General features: G+C 53.6%; 24 protein-coding genes. 12 read left to right on the plus strand and 12 right to left on the minus strand.

The features are described 5' to 3' along the window. Positions 1-240: 240 nt before the first annotated feature. The gene (locus J5Y17_RS16535) at positions 241-507 is read right to left on the minus strand and encodes a hypothetical protein (protein WP_219786689.1); all 267 of its coding nucleotides are present in this window, start codon (positions 505-507) and stop codon (positions 241-243) included. Continuing rightward, positions 504-1,169 (minus strand): ParA family protein, encoded by a 666-nt coding sequence (locus J5Y17_RS16540; RefSeq protein WP_219786690.1) that lies wholly within the window; start codon positions 1,167-1,169, stop codon positions 504-506. The genes J5Y17_RS16535 and J5Y17_RS16540 overlap by 4 nt, the downstream gene beginning before the upstream one ends. A gap of 189 nt (positions 1,170-1,358) precedes the next feature. On the opposite strand from J5Y17_RS16540, the gene J5Y17_RS16545 reads away from it, so the two are divergent. Continuing rightward, entirely contained in the window at positions 1,359-1,616 is a 258-nt protein-coding gene (locus J5Y17_RS16545) for a hypothetical protein (RefSeq protein WP_219786692.1), read from the plus strand. Positions 1,617-2,121: 505 nt separating this feature from the next. Here J5Y17_RS16545 and J5Y17_RS16550 read toward each other — a convergent pair. From J5Y17_RS16550 to J5Y17_RS16570, 5 genes are all read right to left on the minus strand, one after another. Next, positions 2,122-3,441 carry a hypothetical protein gene (locus tag J5Y17_RS16550; RefSeq protein WP_219786694.1) on the minus strand — a complete coding sequence of 440 codons (1,320 nt, stop codon included), beginning with the start codon at positions 3,439-3,441 and terminating at the stop codon, positions 2,122-2,124. 81 nt (positions 3,442-3,522) lie between these two features. Beyond that, positions 3,523-3,891 carry a hypothetical protein gene (locus tag J5Y17_RS16555; protein WP_219786696.1) on the minus strand — a complete coding sequence of 123 codons (369 nt, stop codon included), beginning with the start codon at positions 3,889-3,891 and terminating at the stop codon, positions 3,523-3,525. A 26-nt stretch (positions 3,892-3,917) separates the two neighbouring features. After that, positions 3,918-5,423, minus strand: a complete 1,506-nt coding sequence (locus tag J5Y17_RS16560) for a tripartite tricarboxylate transporter permease (protein ID WP_219786698.1) — start codon at positions 5,421-5,423, stop codon at positions 3,918-3,920. Between the two features lie 22 nt (positions 5,424-5,445). After that, the gene (locus J5Y17_RS16565; protein WP_219786700.1) at positions 5,446-5,892 is read right to left on the minus strand and encodes a tripartite tricarboxylate transporter TctB family protein; all 447 of its coding nucleotides are present in this window, start codon (positions 5,890-5,892) and stop codon (positions 5,446-5,448) included. Positions 5,893-5,918: 26 nt separating this feature from the next. Then, on the minus strand, positions 5,919-6,887 hold the full coding sequence (locus tag J5Y17_RS16570) for a tripartite tricarboxylate transporter substrate binding protein (RefSeq protein ID WP_219786702.1): 969 nt from the start codon (positions 6,885-6,887) through the stop codon (positions 5,919-5,921). Between the two features lie 162 nt (positions 6,888-7,049). On the opposite strand from J5Y17_RS16570, the gene J5Y17_RS16575 reads away from it, so the two are divergent. Then, complete coding sequence (locus tag J5Y17_RS16575; protein ID WP_219786703.1) at positions 7,050-7,706, plus strand: GntR family transcriptional regulator; 657 nt, start codon at positions 7,050-7,052, stop codon at positions 7,704-7,706. Between the two features lie 398 nt (positions 7,707-8,104). Here the strand turns inward: J5Y17_RS16575 and J5Y17_RS16580 are convergent, their stop codons facing one another. Further along, positions 8,105-8,398 carry an aldehyde dehydrogenase family protein gene (locus J5Y17_RS16580; RefSeq protein ID WP_370628987.1) on the minus strand — a complete coding sequence of 98 codons (294 nt, stop codon included), beginning with the start codon at positions 8,396-8,398 and terminating at the stop codon, positions 8,105-8,107. Between the two features lie 864 nt (positions 8,399-9,262). Between J5Y17_RS16580 and J5Y17_RS16585 the strand changes: the two genes are divergently transcribed. The 6 genes from J5Y17_RS16585 (at position 9,263) to J5Y17_RS16610 (ending at position 15,534) form a co-directional block, all read left to right on the plus strand. After that, positions 9,263-9,550, plus strand: a complete 288-nt coding sequence (locus J5Y17_RS16585) for a hypothetical protein (protein ID WP_219786707.1) — start codon at positions 9,263-9,265, stop codon at positions 9,548-9,550. 63 nt (positions 9,551-9,613) lie between these two features. Then, entirely contained in the window at positions 9,614-11,647 is a 2,034-nt protein-coding gene (locus tag J5Y17_RS16590; protein ID WP_219786709.1) for a phage/plasmid primase, P4 family, read from the plus strand. A gap of 154 nt (positions 11,648-11,801) precedes the next feature. After that, positions 11,802-12,233 carry a hypothetical protein gene (locus J5Y17_RS16595; RefSeq protein ID WP_219786711.1) on the plus strand — a complete coding sequence of 144 codons (432 nt, stop codon included), beginning with the start codon at positions 11,802-11,804 and terminating at the stop codon, positions 12,231-12,233. Positions 12,234-12,729: 496 nt separating this feature from the next. Beyond that, positions 12,730-13,776 carry a DNA (cytosine-5-)-methyltransferase gene (gene dcm / locus J5Y17_RS16600; protein WP_219786713.1) on the plus strand — a complete coding sequence of 349 codons (1,047 nt, stop codon included), beginning with the start codon at positions 12,730-12,732 and terminating at the stop codon, positions 13,774-13,776. Positions 13,777-13,807: 31 nt separating this feature from the next. Continuing rightward, on the plus strand, positions 13,808-14,239 hold the full coding sequence (locus J5Y17_RS16605; RefSeq protein ID WP_255572167.1) for a very short patch repair endonuclease: 432 nt from the start codon (positions 13,808-13,810) through the stop codon (positions 14,237-14,239). Beyond that, on the plus strand, positions 14,224-15,534 hold the full coding sequence (locus J5Y17_RS16610) for an MvaI/BcnI family restriction endonuclease (protein WP_219786715.1): 1,311 nt from the start codon (positions 14,224-14,226) through the stop codon (positions 15,532-15,534). The genes J5Y17_RS16605 and J5Y17_RS16610 overlap by 16 nt, the downstream gene beginning before the upstream one ends. Positions 15,535-15,646: 112 nt before the next feature. Here the strand turns inward: J5Y17_RS16610 and J5Y17_RS16615 are convergent, their stop codons facing one another. Next, positions 15,647-15,940 (minus strand): hypothetical protein, encoded by a 294-nt coding sequence (locus tag J5Y17_RS16615; protein ID WP_219786717.1) that lies wholly within the window; start codon positions 15,938-15,940, stop codon positions 15,647-15,649. A 246-nt stretch (positions 15,941-16,186) separates the two neighbouring features. On the opposite strand from J5Y17_RS16615, the gene J5Y17_RS16620 reads away from it, so the two are divergent. After that, a complete protein-coding gene (locus tag J5Y17_RS16620) occupies positions 16,187-21,769 on the plus strand; it encodes a RecQ family ATP-dependent DNA helicase (protein WP_219786719.1) in 5,583 nt (1,860 codons plus the stop codon). A gap of 440 nt (positions 21,770-22,209) precedes the next feature. Beyond that, positions 22,210-22,434, plus strand: coding sequence for a hypothetical protein (locus tag J5Y17_RS16625; RefSeq protein WP_219786720.1), 225 nt, complete (start codon positions 22,210-22,212; stop codon positions 22,432-22,434). Here the strand turns inward: J5Y17_RS16625 and J5Y17_RS16630 are convergent. Next, complete coding sequence (locus tag J5Y17_RS16630) at positions 22,415-23,773, minus strand: DUF6538 domain-containing protein (RefSeq protein ID WP_219786722.1); 1,359 nt, start codon at positions 23,771-23,773, stop codon at positions 22,415-22,417. The genes J5Y17_RS16625 and J5Y17_RS16630 overlap by 20 nt on opposite strands. 391 nt (positions 23,774-24,164) lie before the next feature. On the opposite strand from J5Y17_RS16630, the gene J5Y17_RS19340 reads away from it, so the two are divergent. Next, positions 24,165-24,365 (plus strand): helix-turn-helix transcriptional regulator, encoded by a 201-nt coding sequence (locus J5Y17_RS19340; protein WP_370628991.1) that lies wholly within the window; start codon positions 24,165-24,167, stop codon positions 24,363-24,365. 42 nt (positions 24,366-24,407) lie between these two features. On the opposite strand, the gene J5Y17_RS16640 is transcribed toward J5Y17_RS19340, so the two are convergent. Beyond that, entirely contained in the window at positions 24,408-24,578 is a 171-nt protein-coding gene (locus tag J5Y17_RS16640; RefSeq protein WP_219786726.1) for a hypothetical protein, read from the minus strand. Next, positions 24,575-24,973 (minus strand): helix-turn-helix transcriptional regulator, encoded by a 399-nt coding sequence (locus J5Y17_RS16645; RefSeq protein WP_219786728.1) that lies wholly within the window; start codon positions 24,971-24,973, stop codon positions 24,575-24,577. The genes J5Y17_RS16640 and J5Y17_RS16645 overlap by 4 nt, the downstream gene beginning before the upstream one ends. 292 nt (positions 24,974-25,265) lie before the next feature. Here J5Y17_RS16645 and J5Y17_RS16650 point away from each other — a divergent pair, with 292 nt between their 5' ends. After that, positions 25,266-26,132 (plus strand): recombinase family protein, encoded by an 867-nt coding sequence (locus J5Y17_RS16650; protein ID WP_219786730.1) that lies wholly within the window; start codon positions 25,266-25,268, stop codon positions 26,130-26,132. The last annotated feature ends 3 nt before the right edge of the window (positions 26,133-26,135 follow it).

The raw sequence follows: 26,135 nt of genomic DNA on the forward strand, positions 1-26,135 counted from the left end.
GAATTTCGCGGCATTGATATCTTCACTGGGCAGATCGACGCATCGAAAGCCAAAAACAAACTGCGCGCTGCGCTGCACAGTGACGTACCAAACGAGACCGTTCTTGAGATCCGCGAGGAGATCGTCCATGTGTTCACGCGAACATGAAACTGGTGGTTGTTGACGAGCAGTTTGATCGCGCTTGGCGACCAAACCGCTCCGCTCCATCCTTCAAATGGATAATATACAGTCGCTCACCCCTTAAAGACTGCCCTTGGGTTCTGGATCGTCATCATAAGTCTGCATCAAGAGTTCGAGCATCTCGTAGTACGGTCTGCGTTCCGTTTTGCAGAGCCGTTTGAACTGGTCGAGAATGTCTTGCGGCCCTTTGATCGAAAGTTGACCGTCCTGCTTGCCAAGGTCTCGGCTGGGCCATAGGCCGTGATGATTGTGTCCAGAAAAGCGTGTCTCACGATCTCGCGCGAGTGGCACATCTTTGAGTTTTTGAAAGTCGACTTTCTGCGTCATTTGCCTGCTCCTCCGAGACGCTCAATAATTTCTGCGGCAAATGCCTCCGCATTTGCGATGGCACGCGGGAGGCCTCCGACCTCTTTGGGGCTCATGTCATATAGAGAGCCCCCCAAGCTGTGCAGCGACGAGAATGCCGTCCGGTCGTGCAGTTCTACGGAAAAGGTTTCCACATTTGCACGCATCAGCCCGTTGAGATCCCGCGCATTCCGGGCTTTGACCGCAGCCTTCGTTCGACCGAACAGAACTGCGGATCTGATTTCCCGTCGTAGTGATCGTTCGAGCAATGCTATTTGCGCAAGTGCGTCCACCGCAGCGTCAACGTCTTGTTGCTCGTCGCCAGCAGGGACAACGACGAGGTCGCTTTCAGCCAACACCATCGAGTTGAGGTTTGTAGCTGCGCCCTCAAGGTCAACGATCACGACATCAACTCGTGCCGCAGCCTCTGCGATCTCATCTTGAATATGACGCTCTCCGCGTGACGTCCGGATCGTCATGTTTTCTGGCACATTTCCCCGTTGCGCCCAGGCACATGCACGAGCAGCCGGATCTGCGTCAATGACCTCGACAGTGGCGCCCTGCGACAGGGTTGTCGCAAGGACGATGGCACTCGTTGTCTTGCCCGCGCCACCCTTCGGAGAACAGAATGAAATGATTGGCATGTTCTCCTCCTTTATTTTACGGCGATCTTGGCGATATCGGCGTTGGAGATCTCGTGCGTTACCCCTTCTGGCGCAGCAGGCAAAGCTGGCTCGGATCCCGCGGAATGAACCGAAGTTTCTACCCTACGGCTTCCTATAGAATGGTAGAGTAGAGTAGCAGGCGAAGGTCTGTGGCTTTTGGGGGACGTCATGAATGACAGGTTTTCTGATCGTGCAAGGGTTTCCATAGTTTCCTCAAAATTGCTTCTCGCCGTGAGCCAAAGCGCACCCGGCAAAAGGGAATTGGATGCGTTTGCGGAAACCGGAAAAATATTCTTGGATAAATTTGGCCCGCGCGGGCTCATTGCATTTGAAAACACAGTCCGGCTCAAAGAAATGCTACTTAAAGGCCAGCGCCTTACAGCAAATGACCCAAGTGAAATCCGCGATGTAGCCGGAGTGCAATGACCGCTTGGAGCACATTTTGCCGTGAGTGCGGTTGCGACAGTTCGCATGCGCAACAAAATCGAACTCGAAAGTACGGCCCCTTGCTGACGTTTGCAAACTGTTCAAGATGCCGCGGTCGCAGCTCGCTTTCCGGTCATTCGCTGCAAGCGCGAACTCCTGCTTCGTCGAACTCATACATCGCGGGACAACGGATGAATTCGTTGCGTCTAAGCGCGAGGCTAATTTCGTTCACGCTTCGAGCCATTGCTGTTGATTGCAAACAAGTTGAACGCCTGCGGTGGGTGCGACCGTGTTCCAGCAAGAATGTCGGACCATACCTTAATTGAACCTTTTCGATTACTGTCAGGAGGTTCTGCTGCAAGCCGTGTCGAAAATGGGCTGGATCTTTCAGGACATTGTGCATCTAAAATTTCAGACTGCCAGCAGCGACACTTTTGTGTCGGTCCCGCGTGCAGTCATTCTTGATGTCCAGATGTCCAGATGTCCAGATTGTCTGAAATCTTTGTCAACTTGCAGCTTTATTGAGGTGCCGAGCTTCAGTTGTAGTAACACAGATATCACCCGGAACGTCGCAATCATCCAACACCGCAGAAACATCCAGAAGATACATCTGCCTAGATCCCTCGTGTACCGAGTCAATGCAAACGGATTTTTCCGAATGGCTCCAACGTGGATGAAGGTCGCAGCGGTTGTGCTTGCCGAGATCCGGCGGCGTGTAGAATGATCCGAGATCGTGACTCAGGCCAGTTTCGACATCGTACAGAAAAAGAATCCGTTCGTTGGTCGTCTTGTCGGGATATGTGTCGGAAAGTATCCAGCGCCCGTTTCTCGAATAGCTCATGTGACCGTTCTCAGTCAGAACATCGCGGCCTACGACTTCCGCAATGCCCGAGACATCGTCGTAGAGGTGATAATGAATCGAGCCGTCATGCGGTCCCCAGACAATGATCTCGCGGTCGGATTTCCAGATCGGGTGTGAAATCTGGTACTCGGATTTCTCATAGTCGAACGTCCCCACCGCGCCCGGGTCGAAGTCTTCACTGAGCTGCGGCAGGGGATGGTCAGTGCATTCCAGAAGCCTCAGATCGGTCCCGTCCCCATTGATCGTAAAGAGACGGTGTAGAAAACACGTCTCGTCCTCGACGCGCTCCGTCCAGCGATGGATGAACAGAAAGCGTGTCCCTGACGGGTTTGCTTCAAGATGCGTGATCCAATGGATCGCCTTTTCCATGGAGGGCACGGGTTGATGGGCCCTGAGTTGCGCAAGGCTGAGGATCAGGTCGTAGTGGCCCGTCTCAATATCCATACGGTAGATGCCGTCACTGGCTGGCGCAGGATCGAGTGCCGGTTCGGTGTGTGTCGCGGGATAGCCGATGGTCTTGTGCGTCACCATGAAACGGCTGTAATCGACGCATAGTGCATAGTCTCCCGCCGGAGCGAGGACGTAAACGGGTAGCGGAAGTGTTCGTGTCGAGCCAGTGTCCAAATCCACGATTGTCGAACAGAAGTCGGGATAGGGCAAATCACCTGCTGGCTTGCTCCGCCTCGTATTAAAGATGACTTGATTGGTCTTTCCGATCCATTGCAACTGGCTCCCCATTTGCCAATTCCATGTCGTCGTCTGGCCAATTTCATGGAACCGATCGCGATCCTCGAGATCAAAATAGCCGACCTTCGCGATTTGCTTGCCGGTGATGTCGCCGGTAAACAGATCGACACGTTGCGCCAACAGACGTTGGTCATTTCGGTCGAAGTTAGACTTGTTGTAGTAGCCGAAAAAATGATGTTCGCTGGCATCGCCAACTCGCCGGATCGGAGTACTCATCGTCATCGATAACCTGTGTTTTTTAGTGCGGCGGGCGTGCTAGTTCCACGCCCGCGTTTGATTTCTGGACCAGATTGGAGTTTAGTCCGCGAAGTCGATCTTGATCCCGGAAAGGGTGTTGAATTCACCGTTGGTCACGACCAGATCGAAACTACCGGTTTCAACGAGTCCCTGATTGACGAAGCGCCCATACGACCATGTGGTCTTCCAGTTTCCCGCCGCATCTGCGGACGGCTCGGGATCAAGGGCATAGCCGATATCCGACGTAACACCATCGGAGGTGGTGAACAGGAGGAAGACCGGTTCGTTTGACGGGAAGCCGGAGCCAGCAATTTCCACGGTTCCTTCCTCATCCAGCGCCAGTTTATCTGGCACGGACACCTCTTGCGCCCAGATTGCCCCGGTCAACGATACCAGGAAGGCACTTGTAGTCAGAGATGCGCGGATCATTTGGGTTCTCCCTTTTGCTAAATCCGTTAGCTGTCAAGCATGTGTGAATTGCGGCGGTGCTGAACCACGCCTTGATACAGTGCGAAGGCGCACAGGATCAGAAGCACAATACAGATCGGCCGTGTGACGAGTTGCATCGCGAAGGCGCCTATATCGCCCTGGACCAGTGCCAACGAGCGCGCGAGTTCGCCCTCAGCCAGCGTTCCAAGCACAAGCCCCAGCACCAGCGGAGCGCGCGGCACCGCGAAGTAGTTGAACCCGAACCCGATTGCCCCGACCGCCAGCATGATGAGAACATCATCGACGGATCCGCGGATCGAGTAAGCGCCGATTACAGCGAAGGCGAGGATGCAGGGGGCGAGGATTTCGCGGGGAACCATAATCACGCGGGCGCAGTAGCGTGCGAAGATCAAACCGACCGGAACGAAGAGAATGTTGGCCACCAACAGGCTCAGTATGAAGCCATATGTGATATCGGCGTTCAGCGTGAAGAGATCCGCACCCGGCCGCAAGCCGTGGATCATCAGCCCCCCGAGCAATACGGCCGTAACCGGGTTGCCGGGAATGCCTAGCGTGAGAAGCGGGATCAACGTGCCGCCGGTCACTGCGTTATTGGCCGTTTCACTTGCCACGATACCTTCGGGCGATCCTTTGCCGAACTGCTCCGTGTTCTTCGAAGCGCGCTTCGCGGCGTCATAGGACAGGAAACCGCCGACGCTGCATCCGACCCCTGGAATGATACCGACCACGATCCCGATAAGAGACGAACGGATCACGTTGAGCCGTTGCGCTGTGACTTCGCCGAGATAGGAGAACGGGCCACGTTTTGACGTCAAGTCGGCCTGTGGGCTGACTGCCGTCCGGTTCGAGATCATCGAGACGACCTCCGGGATGGAGTAGAGGCCGATCAGGGAGACAACCATCGGGATGCCGTCATAGAGCGATGCTTGGCCGAAGGTGAAGCGCAACTCGCCAGTCAGAGGATGCGCGCCAATCGTGCTGAGCAACAGGCCCAACGCTCCCGCGATCAAACCTTTGGTCATGGCACCCGCCGAAAGCGATGCAATGACGGTGATGCCAAACACGGCGAGCAGGAAGTACTCGGGCGATCCGAAGCGCAGCGCGAACTCCGCGAGCGGCGGGGCCAAGAGCAACAGGGCAATTACGCTCAGCAATCCACCGACGCTCGATCCGAACGTGGCCAAGGCCAAGGCGCGTGTCGTCTCACCCCTCTGGGACATCGGATGCCCGTCAAGCAGTGTCGCGACCGCCGCCGGCGTTCCCGGGATATTGAGGATGATCGCGCTGATCGCCCCGCTGTAGGTCGATGCCAGATAGATGCCGCCCAGCATTGCGAGCCCAGCTTCAGGAGGCATCGAAAACGTGAGCGGGATCAACAGAGCTACGCCCATGGTACTTGTTAGACCAGGCAGCGAACCGATGATCACACCCCCAATCACGCCCATCGTGACCGCGAAGAGTGACATGGGCGTCAATAGGGCACCCAGACCAAGAAGGATATTCTCAAGCATTTCGTGTTCCTCAGACGCGTTTTCAGAAAGAGACCAGAGCTTCAGGCGGTGACACGCCGAGAAACCAGAAGAATAGAAACACCAGCAAGCCAGTTAGACCGAGCGCAACGGGTACAAGTATCACAAGGTTCCGTGCGCCGAGCATCGTCATCATTGCGGTCAGAAACAGGACCGTGGCCGCGGTAAAGCCGATCAGGAGCATTGCGCCAACATAGGCCAAGATGCTGGCAACGATCTTGAGAAATGCCCAAAGTTCATCATTCCCGGTGCCGTCCGCCCTTTCGACGTTTGGCTCACTGCGGTAGCGCTCAACGCCAAGAGCGAGAGCCAGAAGCGCCACGAAGATCGTCAGTAATCGTGGAAAATAGGCAGAAGCGCTCTGGTAGGAAAAACTGGCGATCAGCACGATCAGGGCCGCAGCGATTGCCATTGCACAAAACAGAAGATCACGTTTGCGAGTGTCAGACATCGCTAGGGCCCTCACCTTTTTTCGAGTTATTTCAGGAGTTCAATGTAGCCGGATATCTCGGCTTCTGCCTCGGACAGGTAGCTGCCGAATTCGTCCGCTGTCATATAAGCGAGAGGCAGGCCGAGGCGCTCGATATGCGCAATGAACTCGGGGTCGTTCACGACATCGCGGAAGGCGGCTTCAAGCACGGCCTTGCGCTCAGGATCTATGCCTTTGGGTACGGCGACACCGCGCATCGCCGCGCCGATGTTCTTGACGTCCACCCCGGTGGCTTCGGCCACAGTCGGCACGTCCGGCAGATAGGGGTAACGCTGAGAAGCAAAGACCGCGAGAGCCTTGAGCCTACCTTCCGTGACTTGGCTCGCCGCCGAACTTGCCGAAGGGATCGACGCATCAACTTGGTTACCCAAAGTCGCAGTAATCGCAGGTCCCGAACCACTGAAGGGAACGAAGTTGACGTCCATCTCCAGCGCATCCTCGGCTACGACGAGTTGCAACTGGTTATTTGATTGCGGACCATCGCCCCCGACCGTGAGCGCGCCCGGCTCGGCCTTCGCGGCGGTGACGAACTCTTCAAACGTGTTATAGGGGCTGTCCGCCGGCACGGTAAGCACGACAGGGTCCAGCTGAATATTCCCGATCGGCTCGAAATCGGACATCTCGAACGGAACGTTGTCGCGCATCATCTTCACGAGAAAGATTGAAGGCACATTGATGAAACCAATCGTGTACCCGTCATTATCCGCACGGGCCAGCTCCGAGAAGCCGACCTGTCCGCCGGCACCTGGCTTGTTGCGGATGATCATTCTCTGACCGAGATGTTTGTCCATGTAGTTGGCCAGGATGCGCGCTGCAGTGTCGGTGCCACCCCCCGGCGAATACGCGACAATCATGCTGACAGGTTTCCGCGGAAAATCGTCATCGGCGGCAAAGGCGGCAGAGCCGGACAGGGTCACCGCGGCCCCTAGGACAAACGATTTCAGGAATGCACGCATCACAGATCTCCTCTATTGCGCTTCAATAATGTTTCTAATTGCATGCAAACATAAACATTAAAAAACATCAAGAATAAGTTGCTTGTTCTTGAATCATTTTTGAGACGGCACTATTTATCCATCCTTATCAGCCCCTTGAAACCGCAAACCGGAGGCCAAACAGTGAATGATATCAACGACAACACAGACCTACCTCTGGCTGAACAGGTGTATCGACACCTGCTGCAAGACATCCGGGACGGCGATTATAGCCCAGGCGAACGAATCAAGGAGGCTGTCGTTGCCAAGACCCTCGGCCTAAGCCGGACTCCCGTGCGCGAGGCTATTCGCCGATTGCAGTCCGAGGGGCGTGTCATCATTGAGCCGCAACGGGGGGCGGTCGTTGCCGAACTGGATCGGCTTGAGATTTCCGAACTCTACTCGCTACGCAAGGAGATCGAAGGAGTTGCAGCGCGTTTCGCAGCACAGCATGCGTCAGATCTGGAGATCGAGCACTTGGAGGCGATCCTTGAAAATGCTCACTCAAAAAAAACAAACCTCAGATCTTTCAATCAGAAAAACTGGGATCTACATCAAGCGATTTTCTACGCAGCAAAGAACCGCTACCTGTTGAAAATTTACGATGCGTTGAAAGATGATCTCGCTTTCATGCGCGGTGAAAAGTACATCCCGGAAGATCGGCCGGATGCGCTGTATCAGGAGCACAAGGCGATCGTGGACGCCATCCGCGCAAGAAATCCTGAAGGAGCAGAAGCCGCAGCCAAAGCACACATCGATAACTCCTACCGAATTCACCTCAGGATTTCGTTTGATAGCTGAAGACTCGGATGTCGAGTTGCTCCATTTCTTCGAAGGAAGCCGTTTTCAGACTGGAACTAGCAAGCAATCACCCGACTTTAGCGGAACCTTCATATTTACCTGCGGAATCTGAATTGCAGGTCGGACCTGTCATGTCTAGCTCCAGCAATGACGCTGCAGTCGCTTGGCCCGACGCTGTTTCCCGCCAACCGGAAGCGACATGATTTAGAAGCGCGCCGAGCAGTTGCTTGGCATGTGCGTCAGAATGGCGTCTTCAGATCGCTCATAGGCACAATTACCGCCTTCGACTGGCTATAGTGTCAAATGGCGGCCTTGGTGTTATCCAGTCCAACCCCGGACTATTCTGTAACCCCTAAAGGCGCTTCGATAGGGGCGTCTTTCAGGAGTTAACAAAACAGCTACCCGCCTTCAAAATTTGCTATGATCCGGCGTGCTCGGATGATGTCCTGCGTGAACACCCCGGCGGAGAGGCCATAAGGCGCGCCATTCGCCCGTGTGATCACGTCATTCTTATATTCAAATTCAAGAACCGCCATGAACGGTCTGAATATCTCTTCGCGCGCGATGGTCATATCGTCTGCAACATCGGCAAATTCGATCGGAACGATGCAGAAGCCCTCGCACTCAATGTGTGCCGCCCGCGACAAGTAGCGCAAGATCGAGCGATCGAAACATAAACATGATCTGAGCACCGTAAATATCGGCTCATTCAAAATGACTTGCTAACCGCCACGAGCCTTCACCGGAAAGACTGTTTTCAGCTGGCGCAAAGAAGCTTCTTGGCTGAGTTCAAGCCTCGCAACTCAAACGAAGATCGGCTGTATTGAAGACCGTCTTGCGGGCTCATAACGGAACACGGTTCTGGATCAAACCCCGTGTCCGCTTGTTGCACGTCCGCCCGACCGTCTCGCCACCGCGGCGAACGACGGCTTCCCGCCCGATCTTCCTGAGCCTGTATCGGCCCAGTGAAATTCTGCTCATGCTACAGAGGAGAAGGTAGCGATGAGTATGACGATGGAAGTAAACATCAAACGCTGTGCGGCTTAGCGTGAGACGGCGCCGGTTCTCGAATCCATTTAGGACAAGACAACGGTTCGTGATTACTCCTGCTCCATGATGTAAATTTTCCTTTTCAGACGTGAAGGGTTTTGAGCGCGGCGCGCTCCAATCTCCCTTTCGCCCGGGAAAATCACCATCAGGGCGAAGAGGATAATCATCCTGCTCTCAAACCCCTTATTTTACCGGCTCAAAGCGACACCCAATGAAGGATCAGGACGATTGGGCAAAAATTAAAGGAGCCCTAAAAGGGTCAGTGCAATATTTAAGAAATTGCATTTTCCTCTCTATACTAATTGAAATTATCGTCCTTCGTCCTGCTTTTCTAACGGAATGATGAAAGAACCAATTTATTTCAATGCATTAAGACGAAATAGAGACCCAAGACGATAATCCTGCTCAGATTTATCGTCCTGCTATTCGAAAAAATCTTTAAAAAATTTCTGCGCAGAATCTTCCGGACATACCTGTTTTCCAGAGACACAAAACAGGATCAGTCGATGAACATTTTGAGAAAGCCCATTTATATCGGGACCGTTCAACAAGCTCTCGATGTCGAGCTTACGAGCACCATCAATCGCGGCAAGAGTCACGCGGAGAAGACGCGAGAGGCGCGCGTGAAAAACGGCAAGAGCCTTGTCGGAGAGCCCGTCGCTCTCGTCCGTATCGGCGGCAAGACCTGCGTTGCTCCGCTTCATGAAGCCCATCGCATCTCGAATGCCTACGAAATCTTCGAAACCGGTACTCTCACAAGCTGCGACGACGAGGGCGTTATCGCAATCGAATAGAGGATTGTGAAAACAAACTTTCTCAAAACCGCCGGAGAGCAGTGAGGATACAGGGCTAACATAATGAAAACACGAGATTACATTGCCGATATTCTGAGAGAGATTGACAGCTGGGAATTGACCGCAACACAGATCCGGGAAACCGCCGAACGCGCGGCAGTTTGCGCCTTGCGCAATGCGCGCGGAAGTGACGATTTCTCGACCGTCAAACATCTCCTGCCTGTTGGTGCGGAATTCACATATTTCGAGGACGCGCTCAATTCAGAAGATGTGTCAGAAGAGGCGAAGCGCACTATTTCCGACCACATGAAGAGCGCTGGAATTGAGCCAATCAACTCTGCGTATGTCGCTGATCCGATCCTGCGCACTCTGAGCGGCCGTGATATCTTTTTCTCGCTCTGCCTCGACGATTCCGATGTCGATATGGCGAAGCGACTTCTTGCTGTCTGGCACGACCGTCTCGGCTATTCGAAGGCGCTTGGTGGGCTTGAGTGGAATGGCACACGTTGGCTGATCGAGGAGGAAGACACTGCGGCCCTTCTTCGAGCGGCGCAGGAAATCGCGGAGCGTATGGCGAAAGAGCCGCGGGTTGCAAAAATCGTCGCGGATTCCGGGCTGGTCGAAGGTCTTACTTTTACGACCTCCAAGAAGGATGCGGACCAGGTGCGCAAGGATATGCCGGAAGCGTGGGTTATGTCCCATCAGGAGCTCACAAGTCGCATTAAATCAGCGAAATCTGCGCGTGCCATGAGTGCAAGCGTCGAAGTTGCGAAAAAGTATATCACGATCAAGCCATCCGAGCTCGATACGTACAAGCACTTGCTGACGACACCAGAAGGCACCATCAATCTGCGCACAGGCAAGCTCGAAGCGAACAATCCGGAGAACCTGATCACGCGAATGAGCCCGGTGAAAATCGCCAATAGACGCAGAAAGATTGAATTTGATCCGTCGAAAGCACCGGTTTGGATGAAGGCCCTCAATGAAGCGTTCCTCGGTGACCAGGACCTCATCGACTATATGCAACGCTTCGTCGGATACACGCTCACCGGAGAAACCACGGAACAGAAGTTTTGGTTTTTTTACGGCACCAGTTCGAACATGAAAGGCCGTTTCTGCGAAGTCATGCGCAAGCTCGTTCCAGAGCAGTATTCTGAACTCGATGTAAAGTTCATGATGAAGCAGCATGGCAATACGAAACAGTTGGGTGGCACAAACGAAGAGATTGCCAACCTCCGTGGTGCGCGTCTCATTCATGCTGAGGAAAGCTCTGCGGACGACGTTCTCGACGAAGCCCCGATGAAGAAGATTTCCGGCGGCGGCAGACTTGAAGCGTCGATGAAGTTCAAAAGTTCAGTCGCATTCCAACCTGAAGGAAAAATCGTGCTCGAAACGAACCACCGTCCACGCGTACTGAGCCAAGACAACGCAATCTGGCGGCGTATCGTTGAGATTCCTTTTCTTGCTCACTTCGCAGATCCGGGCGACGCTGGATATATCGAGGGTTTCTCCAAACCCAAAGACCCACTTCTTGACGAGAAACTCGAAAATGAGCTGCCGCAGATTTTGGCTTGGGCGGTCGAAGGTGCTGTTCAGTATTACGAACAAAAAGGCCTTGGAGCGGAACCAAAAGCGATTGTCGAAGCGCGAGAGCACTACAAAACCGAGACTGACGTTCTGGCCGATTTCCTCGCCTGTTGTACGCTGAAAAGCGAAGGCAAGCGCGTCCGCGCCGGAGATGTCTATGCGGCATATAAAAATTTCATGGAGAAAAACTCTCTCGGGCGTGTCATCTCGTCCCTCGCCTTCTCCGCAGCTATGACTGAGCGCGGGTTCGGGCACGAGCGCAAAGGCGGCGTGATCTACCGCACCGGCATCTCTCTGAACGTCGCTGGAACATGCTACCAGCGCGGCGTTTTCCCGGGCTCAGAAATGTTCAATTACCGGATCGGGGATCGGGTTGGACTTGAGGCAAGTTGCGTTGATGATCTGCCAAAAGAAATCAGGGCTATCGTCGCCGGCTCGACCATGGGTCAGATCCCAAGCGTCGGGACATCCGTCGATACTCCGCTCGGAAAGTTCGTTCGGACAGCCTGATTGGTGACACCGATTTGCGGCAGGATCATGGGCTGCGACATGTTTCCCGGGGCTTCCGAACGGGACCGTGCGACTGAAACAAACCGCTTTGTAGTCGGTCATTTGGACCCATCTCCCGTTAGTCAAACGCGTTATGCTAACGGGAGAAAAGCTTATGACCGCACAAATCATCCACATTGATCCGGAAATCGAAACCGCAATCCGAGACGGAAAGCTGTCAGAGATCGAGATTACCGAGGCACACATGAGGCTCTCAAATGGTGCTCTATTGCTGAGGGCGCGAGATCTTTTGCCACAGAAGATCAAAGCTGATGAAGAAAAGGCGCAGGCCAAGACTCCTAAGCAACGTCAGCGCGATTTCGTGAAACGCAAGAATGAAGCCGGTTTCAAGAAAGATTGGGTGCATCAGAGCATTCAAGAATTGGCCGAAGCCGTTGGCGGCCAAGAAAACATTGCGAGCTGTCTCCAACAACTGCGCAAACGTGCTGAAATAGCTGAACAGCGCGCCGAGGTAGCGGAGGCTGAGATACAGAGGATGAAATCCAAGCGGGGGTGGCTTTCGACTATTCGACGCATGTTGAAATGACGCGTTCCGAGATGCTTGAAGCCGTTCTCGCAGATCAGCTGGATCACGTCGCCTCGACGGTCGAGAAAGGTCTTCTGCTCTACGAGAGCGCGGGCAAAGGCTTCGATTGGAATAGCGTCGATGCCATATGTAACGCCGAGTTATCTAATAAATCCATCGGAGAGGGCACCGCAAACAAGGGCTTGGGGTTCCACTCCGTCGAAATGCTCACAGACAGAGGCCCAGAGCACCGAAACTTTCGACGTTTTTTGCTTTCACGTTACAGACAGCAACACGCTGCTCAGTCTCCAAAGGCATTCAAACTCCTGAAAATTGTACGGGAATTCAGAGTTTTGATGCTCTTAGCAGAAAGTCGAACCCGTTGCCTTCAGTCGAGCCGAGAAGGGAACAAAGGATGAACTTATTTGTGGCAGACTGATTTGAAAGTTGTTATCACTGGCCTGGACCAAGCTGTCATACCCATATACAGTGCATAAAAAAGAGAGGTGCGACCTGGATGAGCCAAGGCTTCACATTTATTGATCTTTTTGCGGGAATTGGTGGCTTGCGCCAAGCCATGGAGAGCATCGGCGGGCATTGCGTCTTTACGAGTGAATGGGATAAATTCTCAAGACAGACATATGAGGCGAACTACCGCGATAACCGCCCTATCGCAGGTGACATCCGTGAAGTCGACGCTAAAGACATCCCTCCGCACAATGTTCTGTGCGCAGGTTTTCCCTGCCAGCCATTTTCCTTAGCTGGCGTGTCCAAAAAGAATTCACTCGGTCGAGAACATGGTTTTCGTGATGAAGCTCAAGGGACACTGTTTTTTGATGTTGTCAGGATCCTCGAACATCATCGTCCTGAAGCCTTCATGCTCGAAAATGTCAAAAACCTGACAAGCCATGACAAGGGAAAGACATTTGAAGTGATCATGGGGGCTTTGCGGGAGCTTGGATACTCCGTGACGGCGCAAGTTATCGACGCTCAGCACTTTGTGCCTCAGCACCGTCAGAGGATCGTCATTGTAGGCTTCAAAGAGGACACCGGCTTCACTTTTGCAGACCTTCAATTAAAACCTAAGGGCAGCATCAAGCTCAGTTCGATACTTCATCCTCAGAATGGAACTGAGGCACCCGAAGCGCCTTTTACTGAGGGCCCGGATGCCAAGGTTAACCCGAAATATACGCTGACGGATAAACTGTGGGAATACCTTCAAAACTATGCAGCCAAACACAAAGCCGCAGGTAACGGCTTTGGTTTTGGTCTGGTCGGACCCGAGAATGTCTCTCGAACTCTGTCTGCGCGTTACCACAAGGACGGGTCTGAAATCCTGATTGATCAGGGGGAAGGTAGTAACCCTCGCCGCCTGACACCGCGTGAATGCGCTCGCCTCATGGGGTATTCTGATGACTTCAGAATTCCGGTGTCAGATACCCAGGCCTATCGCCAGTTTGGTAACAGCGTTGCAGTTCCGGTGTTCAAAGAGGTAGCACGAATTATGGCACCTCACATCGCGCACGTCATGGACAACCGCCCAAAGGAGGCCGTCTCTGTCTGATGTTCACGATCAAGCTACCCGCAGCCGCAACATGGCGGCAATTCGTAGCAAGAACACGAAGCCAGAGCTTCTGATCCGCCGCGGGCTTCACGCTCGCGGCTTTCGCTTTCGCCTTCATGATAAGGTGCTTCCGGGGACACCAGACATTATCCTGCGCCGATATAGTGCACTGATTGATGTGAGGGGATGCTTCTTTCATGGTCATGATTGCGACCGTTTCCGACTGCCTCGGACACGGCGTGAGTTCTGGGATGAAAAAATATCCTCAAACAGAGAGCGAGACATCAAAATAACCAGTGAGCAACTCGAATTGGGCTGGCGGGTCGCAATTGTATGGGAGTGCGCTCTACGTGGCCCGAAGAAAATCAACTTAGAAACGGTTATTGACTCCCTCACTCAATGGCTGTCCTCTGATGAAAAAATATTTGAAATCAGAGGCCTCTACCAATGTTCACCTCCCTGAGAACTCTTATTACAGCGATGCAGGAGGCAGGGGCGCAGCGATTTTATGCGAAGCGTCTTGCCCCAAATGACAATTCGAAGAACCAAGTTTACCTGGGCGGCGGCTTTGATGCGCTTAACATCATCCCGCATGGTGATATCGAGACCGATTTTTCTGAAAAAGCTGGAGCTGTCCGGCGGCGCGACAAAGCTTCTGTAGAGTTCTATTGGATAGACAGCCAAGGAACATGGCGAGCACCCAACGCCCAACTCATTCTTTACCCCAAATATCCCGAAGTCAGGATGTCGGGCTTTCTGCAGAAAGCTGTGAATGCACCGAAGGGCCTCATGGCGTCCCGCGATGAAGGAAGGGTGATGTTTTTCGGTGTATCCTCCGAGGGGCGCGTATTGGGCTATGTAGGCGCCCATGATTCTGACGTAGTCGCCGAGCTGGAAGCTCAGGGTGAGTTTCCGTCGGAAGGTGTATTCTCTAACATCACCCGACTGGCGACCAAAGCCAGTCGCGACCCGTGCGAGGTTCTTTTGGAAACACTCCGGAATGTTCATGGGAAGGGCTGGATTCCCGGGCAGCGCTTGCATTCTGACGGAACAATCAGGGCATATTCTGCACAGAATGGTGGTGGATATACGCTCGAAGCCGAATTGGGAATTATCCCCAATGGGATTGCCGAACCTGACTTTCTGGGATGGGAAATCAAGCAATATGCTGTCCGAGACTTCGTGAATTTTCGGGCAACATCTCCAGTCACATTGATGACTCCTGAACCAACTTCAGGAGTGTATGCCGATGATTTCCCTCTGTTTATGAATGACTTTGGTTACGATGACACCCAAGGCCGGCCCCATCGCAGAAACTTTGGCGGCGTTTACAGATGCGGGGCCAAAGCGCACGCGCGCACCTCGGTTCGGATGGTCGTTGAGGGATACGACCCAGAAACAGGCAAGATCGACGATATGGGGGGAAACATCTTGCTGGTGGCGCGTGATGATCGCATAGCTGCGGGGTGGGAGTTCAAAAACTTGCTCAATCACTGGAACCGGAAGCATGCTCAGGCAGCTTACCTTCCTTCCATATCATCCGGAAACCCAAGGCAATATCAATACGCTGACAGAGTCCAGCTTGGCCAAGGGACCGACTTCTTCAAATTTATGCGCCTCATCAGCCAAGGCAGTGTCTATCTCGATCCCGCCGTAAAGGTCGAGAATGGCAAGCAGAAGAAGAGAAATCAGTTTCGTGTGAACCACTCAAATCTTCCGGATCTCTATCAATCATTCGAAACCCAACAGTTTGCTTAATCGTTATCAGATCAGTTAAACTCACCACCGCTTTTCCTCAGCTGTCGAAACTGTGTCTTCGCTTCTTGAGACAAACCCAGTTCCCAGCCTCCGAGGCACAGTTGATGGAAGTTTATTGTCCGCCTTCAAAATTGTCAGTCGTCTCATCTTTTGCGTACACGAGTTTACCACACTTACTGAGACCGACACCTTCTCTGCAACGGCGGCGAGCAGCAAAAAAGGCCTCCTCTTGTTTCGAAGGCTTGGACATGGCTGTTACAAACGCGTCGAGATCGAGCCCTTGGGTATGTCGGTCATTTCGCTGAGGCTCACGTTTAGGCAAGTTGAAATTGTGAATGACATACGCGACGCCCGCACCAGCAACCGCAGCAGAAAAAATCAAAATGACGCATTCAAGAATAACCATACTTAAGCATACGAGTTTTTCCCTTTAACTTGTAAGGCCTTTTCTGGCTAACCTGATCCCCCAAAAAGGAAAATCAAAAAGACATCCTATCTCAGCTCCTCTCCTTATAGCAAACTGAGGCAGAAATTTCGCAATCAAACCTGTTTCGTATCTTTAGAAACAGAAATTTGAGGTAAGAGCGCACATTTACGCTTTTGAAATTCAAAGAGCTTTGTTCTGTTCAGTCTTGTCGGTAATTATCTGCCTATGGAAATGCGTCACAATCAGATTTTATCCAGATGTTTATCGATTGATCTCGAAGTGGACCCGAGTGAGGCGAAAGTTTTTGCGCTCGCGGCAGTGCACCACGATGAACGTCCGGCTCTAAAGTCGACCAAAGGTATCAGTCCTGCGCTTCTTGATCAGCTCGAGGCACAAATTGGCGATGTTGCACATCCAATTGGGCATAATATCTTGCAGCATGATCTGGAGCATCTCATTGCGGCACGCCCCCGGTTGTCGGGGATTATGCAGGCGCCGATCGACACCTTGTGGCTCAATCCGCTCGCATTCCCGCGGAATCCCTATCATCACTTGGTGAAGCACTACCACGATGGCCGCCTGGCGACGGGACATGTAAATGACCCCGAGTTGGATGCACGGCTTGTGTTTGAGGTTTTGGCAAACCAGCTCGATGCTTTTGTAAAACTGGAGGCTGAAGAGCCAGATGCCCTTTCGTCCTACCACTACCTGACGACACGCATGGAGCGGGCTGCTGGTTTCGATGCGGTCTTTCGCTATGTGCGTGGCAAGGCCTGCCCAAGCTACGAGGAGGCCTGTGCCGCGATACGGCGGTTGCTGGAAGGACGCGCCTGCGGGAAGCGCGTCGAGCAGACATTGAGCCGATTGAGCAGCCCGCAGAATGGATGGCCCATGGCCTATGCGCTGTCTTGGATCACGGTTGCAGGCGGAGATTCCGTCATGCCGCCTTGGGTGCGGGCGCAGTTTCGCGAAGCATCGCTGATCGTGAAGCATTTGCGAGACACGTCTTGCAATGACCCTGCTTGCGCTTGGTGTGCCGAACAGAATGATCCTGTCCGCGCGTTGGAAAAATGGTTCGGTTTCCCAAGCTTCCGCCCTAAGCCGGTCGATCCGGATGGTCGCCCCTTGCAAGAACGCATCGTCGACGAGGCCATGTCGGGCAATAGTCTGCTTGGTATTCTGCCGACAGGCACGGGGAAGTCGCTGTGCTACCAGGTGCCCGCACTGTCTCGGTTCGACAAGATCGGGGCGCTGACCGTTGTGATTTCGCCTCTGGTCGCACTGATGTCGGACCAAGTTCAGGGCATGGAGCGGGCCGGCATTTCCTGCTCGGTCACCATCAACGGTATGATGTCCATGCCCGAGCGCCAAGATGCCCTTGATAAGGTTCGGATGGGGGATGCCGGAATCCTCATCATTTCTCCCGAACAGTTGCGCAGTACATCGATCCGCCGTGTATTGGTGCAGCGCGAAGTCGGGCTTTGGGCAATCGACGAAGCACACTGCGTCTCGAAATGGGGGCACGATTTCCGGCCGGACTATCGCTACCTCGGACGTTTCATCAAGGAATTCTCTGGCGATCAGCCGCCCGCGCCAGTGATTTGTCTGACCGCGACAGCAAAGCCGGAGGTTGTGGCGGATATCATCGAGCATTTTCAGACGAAAGCGGGTGTCGAACTACTTCCTCTCGATGGCGGCGCTTCACGGTCGAACTTGGCATTCGATGTGCGTCCGACGACGAAGAATAGCAAGTTGTCAGATGTGCTGACCGTCATTGAGGAACTCCTGCCCAATGAAGGGCGCTCCGGCGCTGTGGTTTATTGCTCCTCTCGGAAAGAGACCGAGCGCGTCGCGGAGTTCCTGAAGTCACAGGGGCTCGATGCCGCTTATTTCCATGCCGGGATGTCCGCTGACGACAAACAGGGCGTGCAGGAACGCTTCCGTGTGGGTGAATTGCGCGTCATCGCGGCGACCAATGCCTTTGGCATGGGAATCGACAAGCCTGACATCCGGCTGGTTGTCCATGCCGATATTCCGGGATCTCTGGAAAACTACCTGCAGGAGGCCGGGCGGGCGGGGCGTGACAGGGAGGATGCCCATTGTGTCCTTCTGTTCGCCGCGGATGATGTCGAGCGCCAATTCCGTCTCACCGCCAGTTCACGGTTGGCGCGGCACGAAATCGGGGCGATCCTGAAGGCGTTGAGACGGATCGACGAGCGCACGAAAAAGACCGGAAAGGTCGTTGCAACCTCCGGCGAAATCGTGCGGTCCGAGAAAGATCAGGAGTTCGAACGCGACAGCGCCACTGACGATACCCGTGTCAAGACGGCGGTTTCCTGGTTGGAAGAAGCGCATCTTGTGTCCCGAGAGGAGAACCGGGTTCAGGTCTTTCCATCTTCCTTGCGGGTCCGGTCGGTTGAGGAGGCAAAGACACGTCTCGCCGATGCGGATCTGACCCAAGCACATCGCAAGCAGCTCCTATCCATCGTGGAACATCTAATGACGACGCCAGCAGATGAAGGCGTGTCGACCGATGAGCTTTGCGGCGTGTCGGGTATCTCGCCTGGGGCCTTGCCGAAGGCCATGGCGACATTGGAAAACCTCGGGATCGCACGCAATGATGTGGCGATGACGGTATTCGTCCATGTAGGGGTTGCCCATTCCTCGGCCCAGCGTCTGGCTCAGGCCTCTACACTGGAAGCCGACCTGATCACGCTGATGCAGGAATTGGCTCCGGATTTGGACGACAATGCACCGGTCCCGCTGAACCTCTCCGAGACGTGCCAGCGACTGCGCGACAAGGGGCATCCGGATGTCCGGCCCGACGCGATCGACAAGCTGGTGCGCGGTATTGCCCAAGATGGTCGAAGCCTGGAGGGGGGGCGCGGGAATATCTCTTTGCGCAAAGCCAGTCGCAATACGCTGATGGTCACTTTGGTGCGGTCCTGGAAAACGGTGCAGGAGACGGCGAAACTACGATGGTTGGCAGCAGAATTACTGCTGACCTATCTGACAGGGCGTCTGGACAAAGGCGCAAGGGGCAAGGACCTTCAGGTCGAGACAACGGTTGGCGACTTGCTGGCTCAGTTAACGCAGGATGCCTTCCTGAAGACCAGTGGCGTACGAGACATGACAAAGCTGCTGGAACGCGCTTTGATGTGGCTGCACGAACAGGGCGTTCTAACCCTTGGGAAGGGACTTACGGTCTTCCGGTCGGCGATGACCGTCTATCTCGATCCCGCCGGCGGCCAGTTTACTCAGACCCATTTCGCACCGTTGGAAGATCACTACGGTGAACAGACGTTGCAGACCCATGTCATGGCGACTTATGCGGAAACTGGCCTTCGGACGATGATCGACGCGGCGCGTTTGTCAGAGGATTACTTCCTGCTCAATAAGGAGCAGTTCATGAAGCGGTGGATGCCGGGCATGGGCCGGGAGGTCCGGCGTCAGACCACCAGCAAATCTTGGGATACGATTGTCGAGAAGCTTGGCAATAAAATCCAGCAGGAGATCGTGACAGATGATCGGGACCGAACGAACGTCCTCGTTCTGGCCGGGCCGGGGTCAGGCAAAACGCGGGTGTTGGTCCATCGGATTGCCTATCTGCTCAGGATGAAACGCGAGGATTCACGTGGGATTCTTGTTCTCGCCTACAATAGGCATGCTGCCGCCGAAATTCGCGTGCGGCTGCGGGCACTTGTGGGGGATGACGCCAATGGTGTTACGATTTCCACCTGCCATGCTCTTGCGATGAAGCTGGTGGGCGCAAGTTTTGTCGGGCAGCGTGCCGACACCGAAGACTTTGATGACATCGTTATGGAGGCCGTGCGTCAACTCGAGGGAGATGGACTGACGAAATCTGAGGCCGAGGCGCAGCGGGACACTTTGTTGCAAGGCTATCGTTGGATTTTGGTTGATGAATATCAGGATATCGGACCGGAGGAGTATCAGCTTATCTCTGCTGTGGCGGGGCGGTCTCTGGAGGATGCCGACCTGAAGCTGAGCCTGTTCGCTGTCGGCGATGACGATCAGAATATCTATGCCTTCAACGGGGCCTCAATCGAGTTTATCCGCAAATTCGAAGAGGACTACAAGGCGCGGCCAGCTTTCTTGGTCGAAAACTATCGCTCGACAGGTCATATCATCACAGCTGCGAATTCGGTAATCTCCGTTGCACAGGAGCGGATGAAAGTTGATCATGAAATCAGGATCAACACTGACCGGAAGCGCAACCCGCAAGGAGGAATTCTTGAGCAAGAGGATAGTGTCGCTCAAGGCAGGGTGCAGCTTTTGGACGTCCCCGGTGGAGATGTCCCTCAGGCCGTCGCGGCAGTCGACGAGTTGATGCGCCTGTCACGGCTCGACCCGAACTGGTCCTGGTCGCGCACTGCCATCATCTCTCGTGATTGGAGAAAACTGGGGGCGGTCCGGTCCTATGCCGAACAACAAGGCCTTGATGTTGAGATGGCCAACGAGGACCTGCCAAATATATGGCGGCTTCGGGAGACCCAGACGTTGATGGCAGGTCTCAGGAAGCGCCAAGGAGAGTTGTTGGGGATACATGACATCCTCACAGTTCTGAATGAGCAGGAGGTCAACAAATGGGTCGAGCTTCTTGCGGAAGGTGTAGCGGAGCTGGCGCGCGAGTTGAAAGCAAAGACCATGCCCGTGCCGGATATCATTGAGTGGTTTGCCGAGTGGTCGCGCGATACGCGTGGTGAACAGCGCGGATTGCTTTTGCTGACTGCACACCGGGCTAAGGGGCTTGAGTTCGACCATGTGGTTATTCTCAACGGCGGATGGGATAAACCGTCGAAGAATGAAGACCGCGATGCACCGCGACGCCTGTTCTATGTGGCGATGACACGGGCTCAACAGAGCCTCGTTGTTATCACATCTGGGGAACACGCTCTGCTCAAGGTAGGCTCTTCTTCGGTCCTGCGGCGTCTGGTCAGGCCGGATCCTGAGCTTGGGACGCCACGCCCAAGTGTCTACCAGTTACCTGATTTGAAATATTCCGATTTGTCTTTTGCGGGTCGCCAGACTGAACGCAATGAGGCCCATGCCGCGATCCGCGCGTGCAAAGTCGGAGATCCCTTAACGCTGGAATTCCGTGATCCTCACTGGGAACTGATTGATCGGTTCGGGCATGTCATCGGCCGGATGTCGAAGTCTTGGCAATATCCTCACGGATTTGCCTTAACCTCCGGTGCAGTTGGCGCCATTGTCCATTGGCGCAAGTCGGATGGTAACGATAAATATGCCCACTACGCGCGTCGCGATGCTTGGGAGACCGTCCTGCCTGAATTGGTGTTCTCGCCTGAAGGCGGCCAGTTGGTTTCGGAGAACAACTCGGTGCGGCCTGAAACAAAGGTCGCTCCTGAGACAATGTCTCCGGCAGATAAAGGTGCGATGTCGTCAGACACAACGGTTACCCAAGCGGTGTGGGATTTGGAAGCGCTTGGCGAGTTCGCGAAGGACGCCTATGCGACATGTCGATCCTGGGACGAGTTGATCACCGCCTTCAGCGAACATGGGGTCGAAATCGTGCCCAAGTCAGGTGGACTTGTTCTGAAGGATCGATCCGACGGCAATCAGATCTGCAAGATGTCCGCAGTGGGGCTGAGATACAGGGCGATGATCCGACACTATGGAGTGGGCTTTCCTGATCACCCAAATCCTTCCTTAACCGAGATGGCTTTGGCGAAGAAGGGGAGCTCCGCCTCTGGATCAAAGGGGCGTTCGAGAAAGAAAGGGCGTGAGCCTTTGAGGGATGAAGGCGATTTCGACCTCATTGAGGAGTGAATAAACTTAACCTTGACAGAAAAGCGAGGACAGCTGCATCAGTTCGGGCCACAAATGACGAAGTAGATTGCGACGTCATCGAAGCTCTTCCCTCCGTTGGTGCATCAAAGCCGAAGGAAACTGCCCCAAATTCGCTCCAAACAGCCAAGATTCTGGCAGCAAAAAAATCGGAAGTTTCTCGGGGTCGCAACGCTGACGCAAGGCAACATTAACAACCATCACGTCTACCATCCGGAACTCTTCCATATGGTATGGTAGCCTACTCTACCATATGGTTCCCGACTGTCCTCCGGCCTCACACACCTAAGAAAAGTATGGTTCTACTGGGGACTCAACTCCCCTCCCTATAGAAAACTGCGGCAGAAATTTCGCAATCAAACCTGTTTCAGCGTTTTTTATGACGAACCCACTTCCTGACCTCCTAAAGCCGGAGGTCAGGAATGACGGGAGTTTATCGTACTCTTTCACGTGACAAAAAAATTGACGAACTCGAGCGCGCGCTCGACTACATCGGGACGATGATAACAGAACGGAGCGACGGCGAAACGTATACCGGCCTATATGAAACGCTCGAAGCAGAACTCGAAGGATTGCGCGCCCAAGACAATGTGAAAGAGCGTGTTCGTCAACGTCTTGCCGCGAGAACTATGCCTCTCGCGGCGTAAACATTATCTTTTCATGAATGGCGAGTTTTTTCTCCAAAGGCATATCATCTCCATACTGCTCGCGGCCCCGAGCTTTTTTAACCGAATGGCCCATCATCTCTGCGCACTTATCGTTCGGAAGATCGATATTTCCCATCCGGGTTTCGAACGCATGTCGGAGACCACCAATGGTGACGTTTTCCGGTAGTATGTTGTTCTCATGTAGCACCTTATTCGCCGCAGCTGAATAAGTACCCTTGTAGCGATATCTCGGGAAACCCTCGGGATGCCGTCGAAAGGCTTCTAACGCGACTCCAACCAACGGGATTTTTCGCTTGCTTGGCTTATTCTTTACTTCTCGGGCCCACTCGCCTGTCTCCTTACCGATCCAGATGTGGGGGATTGGATCGTCGAGGAATATGGAATGGGGCGGAATATCCGTGATTTCAGACTGTCGGGCCCCTGTTTCGACCAAGACGTATGTTATGTCCCGCAATTCATCATTCATGAAGTGGAGTGCCCCAGGAGCAACAATCTTATCCATGATAATCTCAACTGGAACTTCGAGTTTCCTGCCATCTTCATCGTCGAGCGCCCCAAACCCTTTGCCCAAATTATAGAAAGGAGATGGGGGCATTTCTCTCTCATCTACGCCCAAATGGTCATGGAATCTCTCCCACAGAGTATTCAGTAGTCGCAGCTCTTTTTGCGCAGACTTCCCCAACATATCTTCATCAATAACCCGATCCTTCAAAGCGTCGCGGAGAGCAACAGCTTCTGAACGCGAGATTTCGTGAAAAACGGGATCGTATCCCAAGAGGCTGACAACCTTGGATGCTGGCCTTGTCCATTGTGCTTTCCAGGTCTTCTTCGCTTTTGCCGCCTTGTTTTTGATCTTTTCCGGATACCACTCGTGCATCTTCTCCGCGACTTCTGAGATTGTCAGGCTCGGCCTTTCGACCCCGCCCAAAAGGGCCGTTGCCGCCGCAGAAACATGAGTGTCCTTATTGCTGATTAAGTGGAGCACGCGATCCATGATTGCGTCTGCTCCAGCGGCCTGAATTTCGTCGGCTGTCCAATACGAAAAGTTCCGTGACGTGGCCAATTCAGCCATTGCTTCGAAGTGATTTGCAGACCCTGGGTTTCTGCCGGCGAGCTTTGCATCCAGTTCGGCAAGAATTTTCTGCTTCACGGCGCCCATGCGCGCGATGGCTCCATCCAAGTCACCAGTCCCAAGGGTACGATGGATTTCGTTTTTCGTCTCGATAGCCTTATAGCGTGCGGGAACCCTCATTCGAAGGTGCCAGATGCCATTTCGGAGGATCATGTTCGACGGAATCTTTTTCTTGGATACAGCCAATGGCGCTCCTCCGTTTGCTACTCACTTTGCTACACAATGCCTTGCTCGTAGAAATCATAAAACATACAAAAACAAAGAGTTAAATGGGTTTTGAAAAATAAACAGATTCCGCCCCCGGGCACCATTTAAACTCTTCAAGATATTGAATATTTTACAGAACGCACTTTCGAGCGCATTCTGCTGTAACTCTTCCAGGCTACACCTAGGCTACATTTTCGCGCCCATAGCGCAGGCGGTCGATATTTACTCGCCCCTCCGAAAACGCGGCTTCAGAAAATTTTTCGGCGTTCCCATGCGACGATCAGCTGCCTCCGCTGTATAACTAAGCACGATAAAATTCCCGAGAAGGATAATCAGCTTGTTTACGGCAGAACCACATTCCCACCAATTCTTGAACGTCGACGAAGTCGCGGAGCGCTACAGCACAAGCAAAGCGTCAATCTGGCGCTGGTGCAAGACCGTCGCGCACTTTCCCAAACCTCTGAAGATCGGACCGAACTGCACGCGCTGGAGAACAGCCGATCTCGAGAAATACGAGCAGCACCTTCACGACATCAGCATGACCGCCTTTCCGTCACCCTATAATGATTGAGTCAGTGCGCGCAGGAATGGCTCAAGTTTCGCGATCGACGCCTCATCCCTCGTCAAGCAGCTCTCTCAGCTTACGAACGCGGTCAGGTGTCGGACGTGGATCACGACCAGCGGAAATCACACGGATGAACTCGACCCATGTCTGCTCGTTCTCTGAAAGCTGATCCCATTCGCCGGTCGGAGACGTTGGCAAAGTAATAAGTGATGTCGTCATTTCCCAAAAATTCTCCTCAGTGCCGCTCTGGATCGCGTTGTGAGACGCGGGTCGGAATCTTCCGATGCATCTCTGATCTCATCGATCCACTGCTTCTCTCGCTCTGTAACCGGCGTGCCGCAGACATCGATGATCGCTTTCGCCGCGGTCGCGCCGACCGATTGTTCAAGTGCGAGCCGCATCAAGTATGCCGGATCGACTTCGAGCGCTTTTGCAAGCGCAGGGACGCGATCAATCGGGATCTTATTGGTCCCTGCCTTCAGATAGCTCAGCATGTTCGGGTTCGGAAAACCCGCCTCATGTGCGATTTGCTTTTGCGTCTTACGCCGACGAAGTGTGTTGATCCTGTCCGTCAAAAATTTTGCTGCGGGTGTGTTTGCGTGAGGTTCAGCCATCTCTGCTCCTGGTCATGGTCACTGTGTCACCTTGATACCAGTGCGCACCTGACGAAGCGGGTGGGATCTAAATCACGAACATCCGAAACGACCGAAGTCCTAGAAAAATTCGCTCAGGTCAAAGGGGATGCGTTATGCGCTCGAGCGCCTCCGACAATTCAACCCTCCACCCTAAGCGCTAACAAAGCCCCCTCAATACAAATGATACATTACGGGGTCATTTCTATTTGTTCAGACCCACAAATTCTGATAAAATCGTATACAAATGACCCACCCTAAAAACACATCAGATATGACGATTATACCTAAAGAAACAAAGGCTATCGGCTACATTCGCGTCTCCACAGAGAAACAGGGGAAACAAGGAGCAGGATTGGAGAGGCAAACCGAGGCAATCCGTAACTGGTGCAGGAAGAAAGGCATGCAACTTCTCAGCATTCATCAGGACATCGCTTCTGCTGTAGATACACATAACTACGAGAAACGCTCCGGCCTGTCTGAAGCTCACAGGCAAGCCCTCAGAGAGAACGCCATCATGGTTGTCTATGAGCCGACACGCCTGTTTCGCAACATCGATGCCGCGCAGGAATTTCTCGAAAATCTTCCGGTCGGCGTCTTTTCTATCAGGAACAATCGCTACCTTGGAAAACCAGGCCTGACATCTGCGATCCTCAGAGGAGCTGAAGCTGCCAAGAATATTGCAGCAGGAACCCAGCACGCACTTCAAGATTTGAAAGACAACCAGAAGAAATCGCTCGGCTCGCCGAAAGGATTGGACAGATCGCGTGTCGCAGCGCTGAAATCACGAAAGATCCGTGCCCAGGATGTCGTTGAATCTGTCGCGGCTGTCCTTGAGCGAGATGAAGCTTACAGGGATCTGAGCAACCGAGCGCTGGCGGACCTGCTGAACAGAGAAGGCATCCTGACCGGCTGGAACCGCCCTTGGACAAGAGATGCCATCAAGAAGACCAGAAAGAAAGCTGAGGAGCATATTCGCGAGCGCGATGCTCTTGAAGCCGAACTGGATGCTGAAGAAGCCGTGAAGCAGCCTCTCCCGGCAGAACCGACATCGCCACCTGATGAATCACATCCAAAACTTGAAGAAGCAAATCCAGAACAAGCCGAGCTGGAGAAGAACCCGAATTTCGGCATGTTCTGAGCG

The organism is Celeribacter sp. PS-C1 (genome assembly GCF_019429625.1).
Classification (GTDB): domain Bacteria; phylum Pseudomonadota; class Alphaproteobacteria; order Rhodobacterales; family Rhodobacteraceae; genus Celeribacter.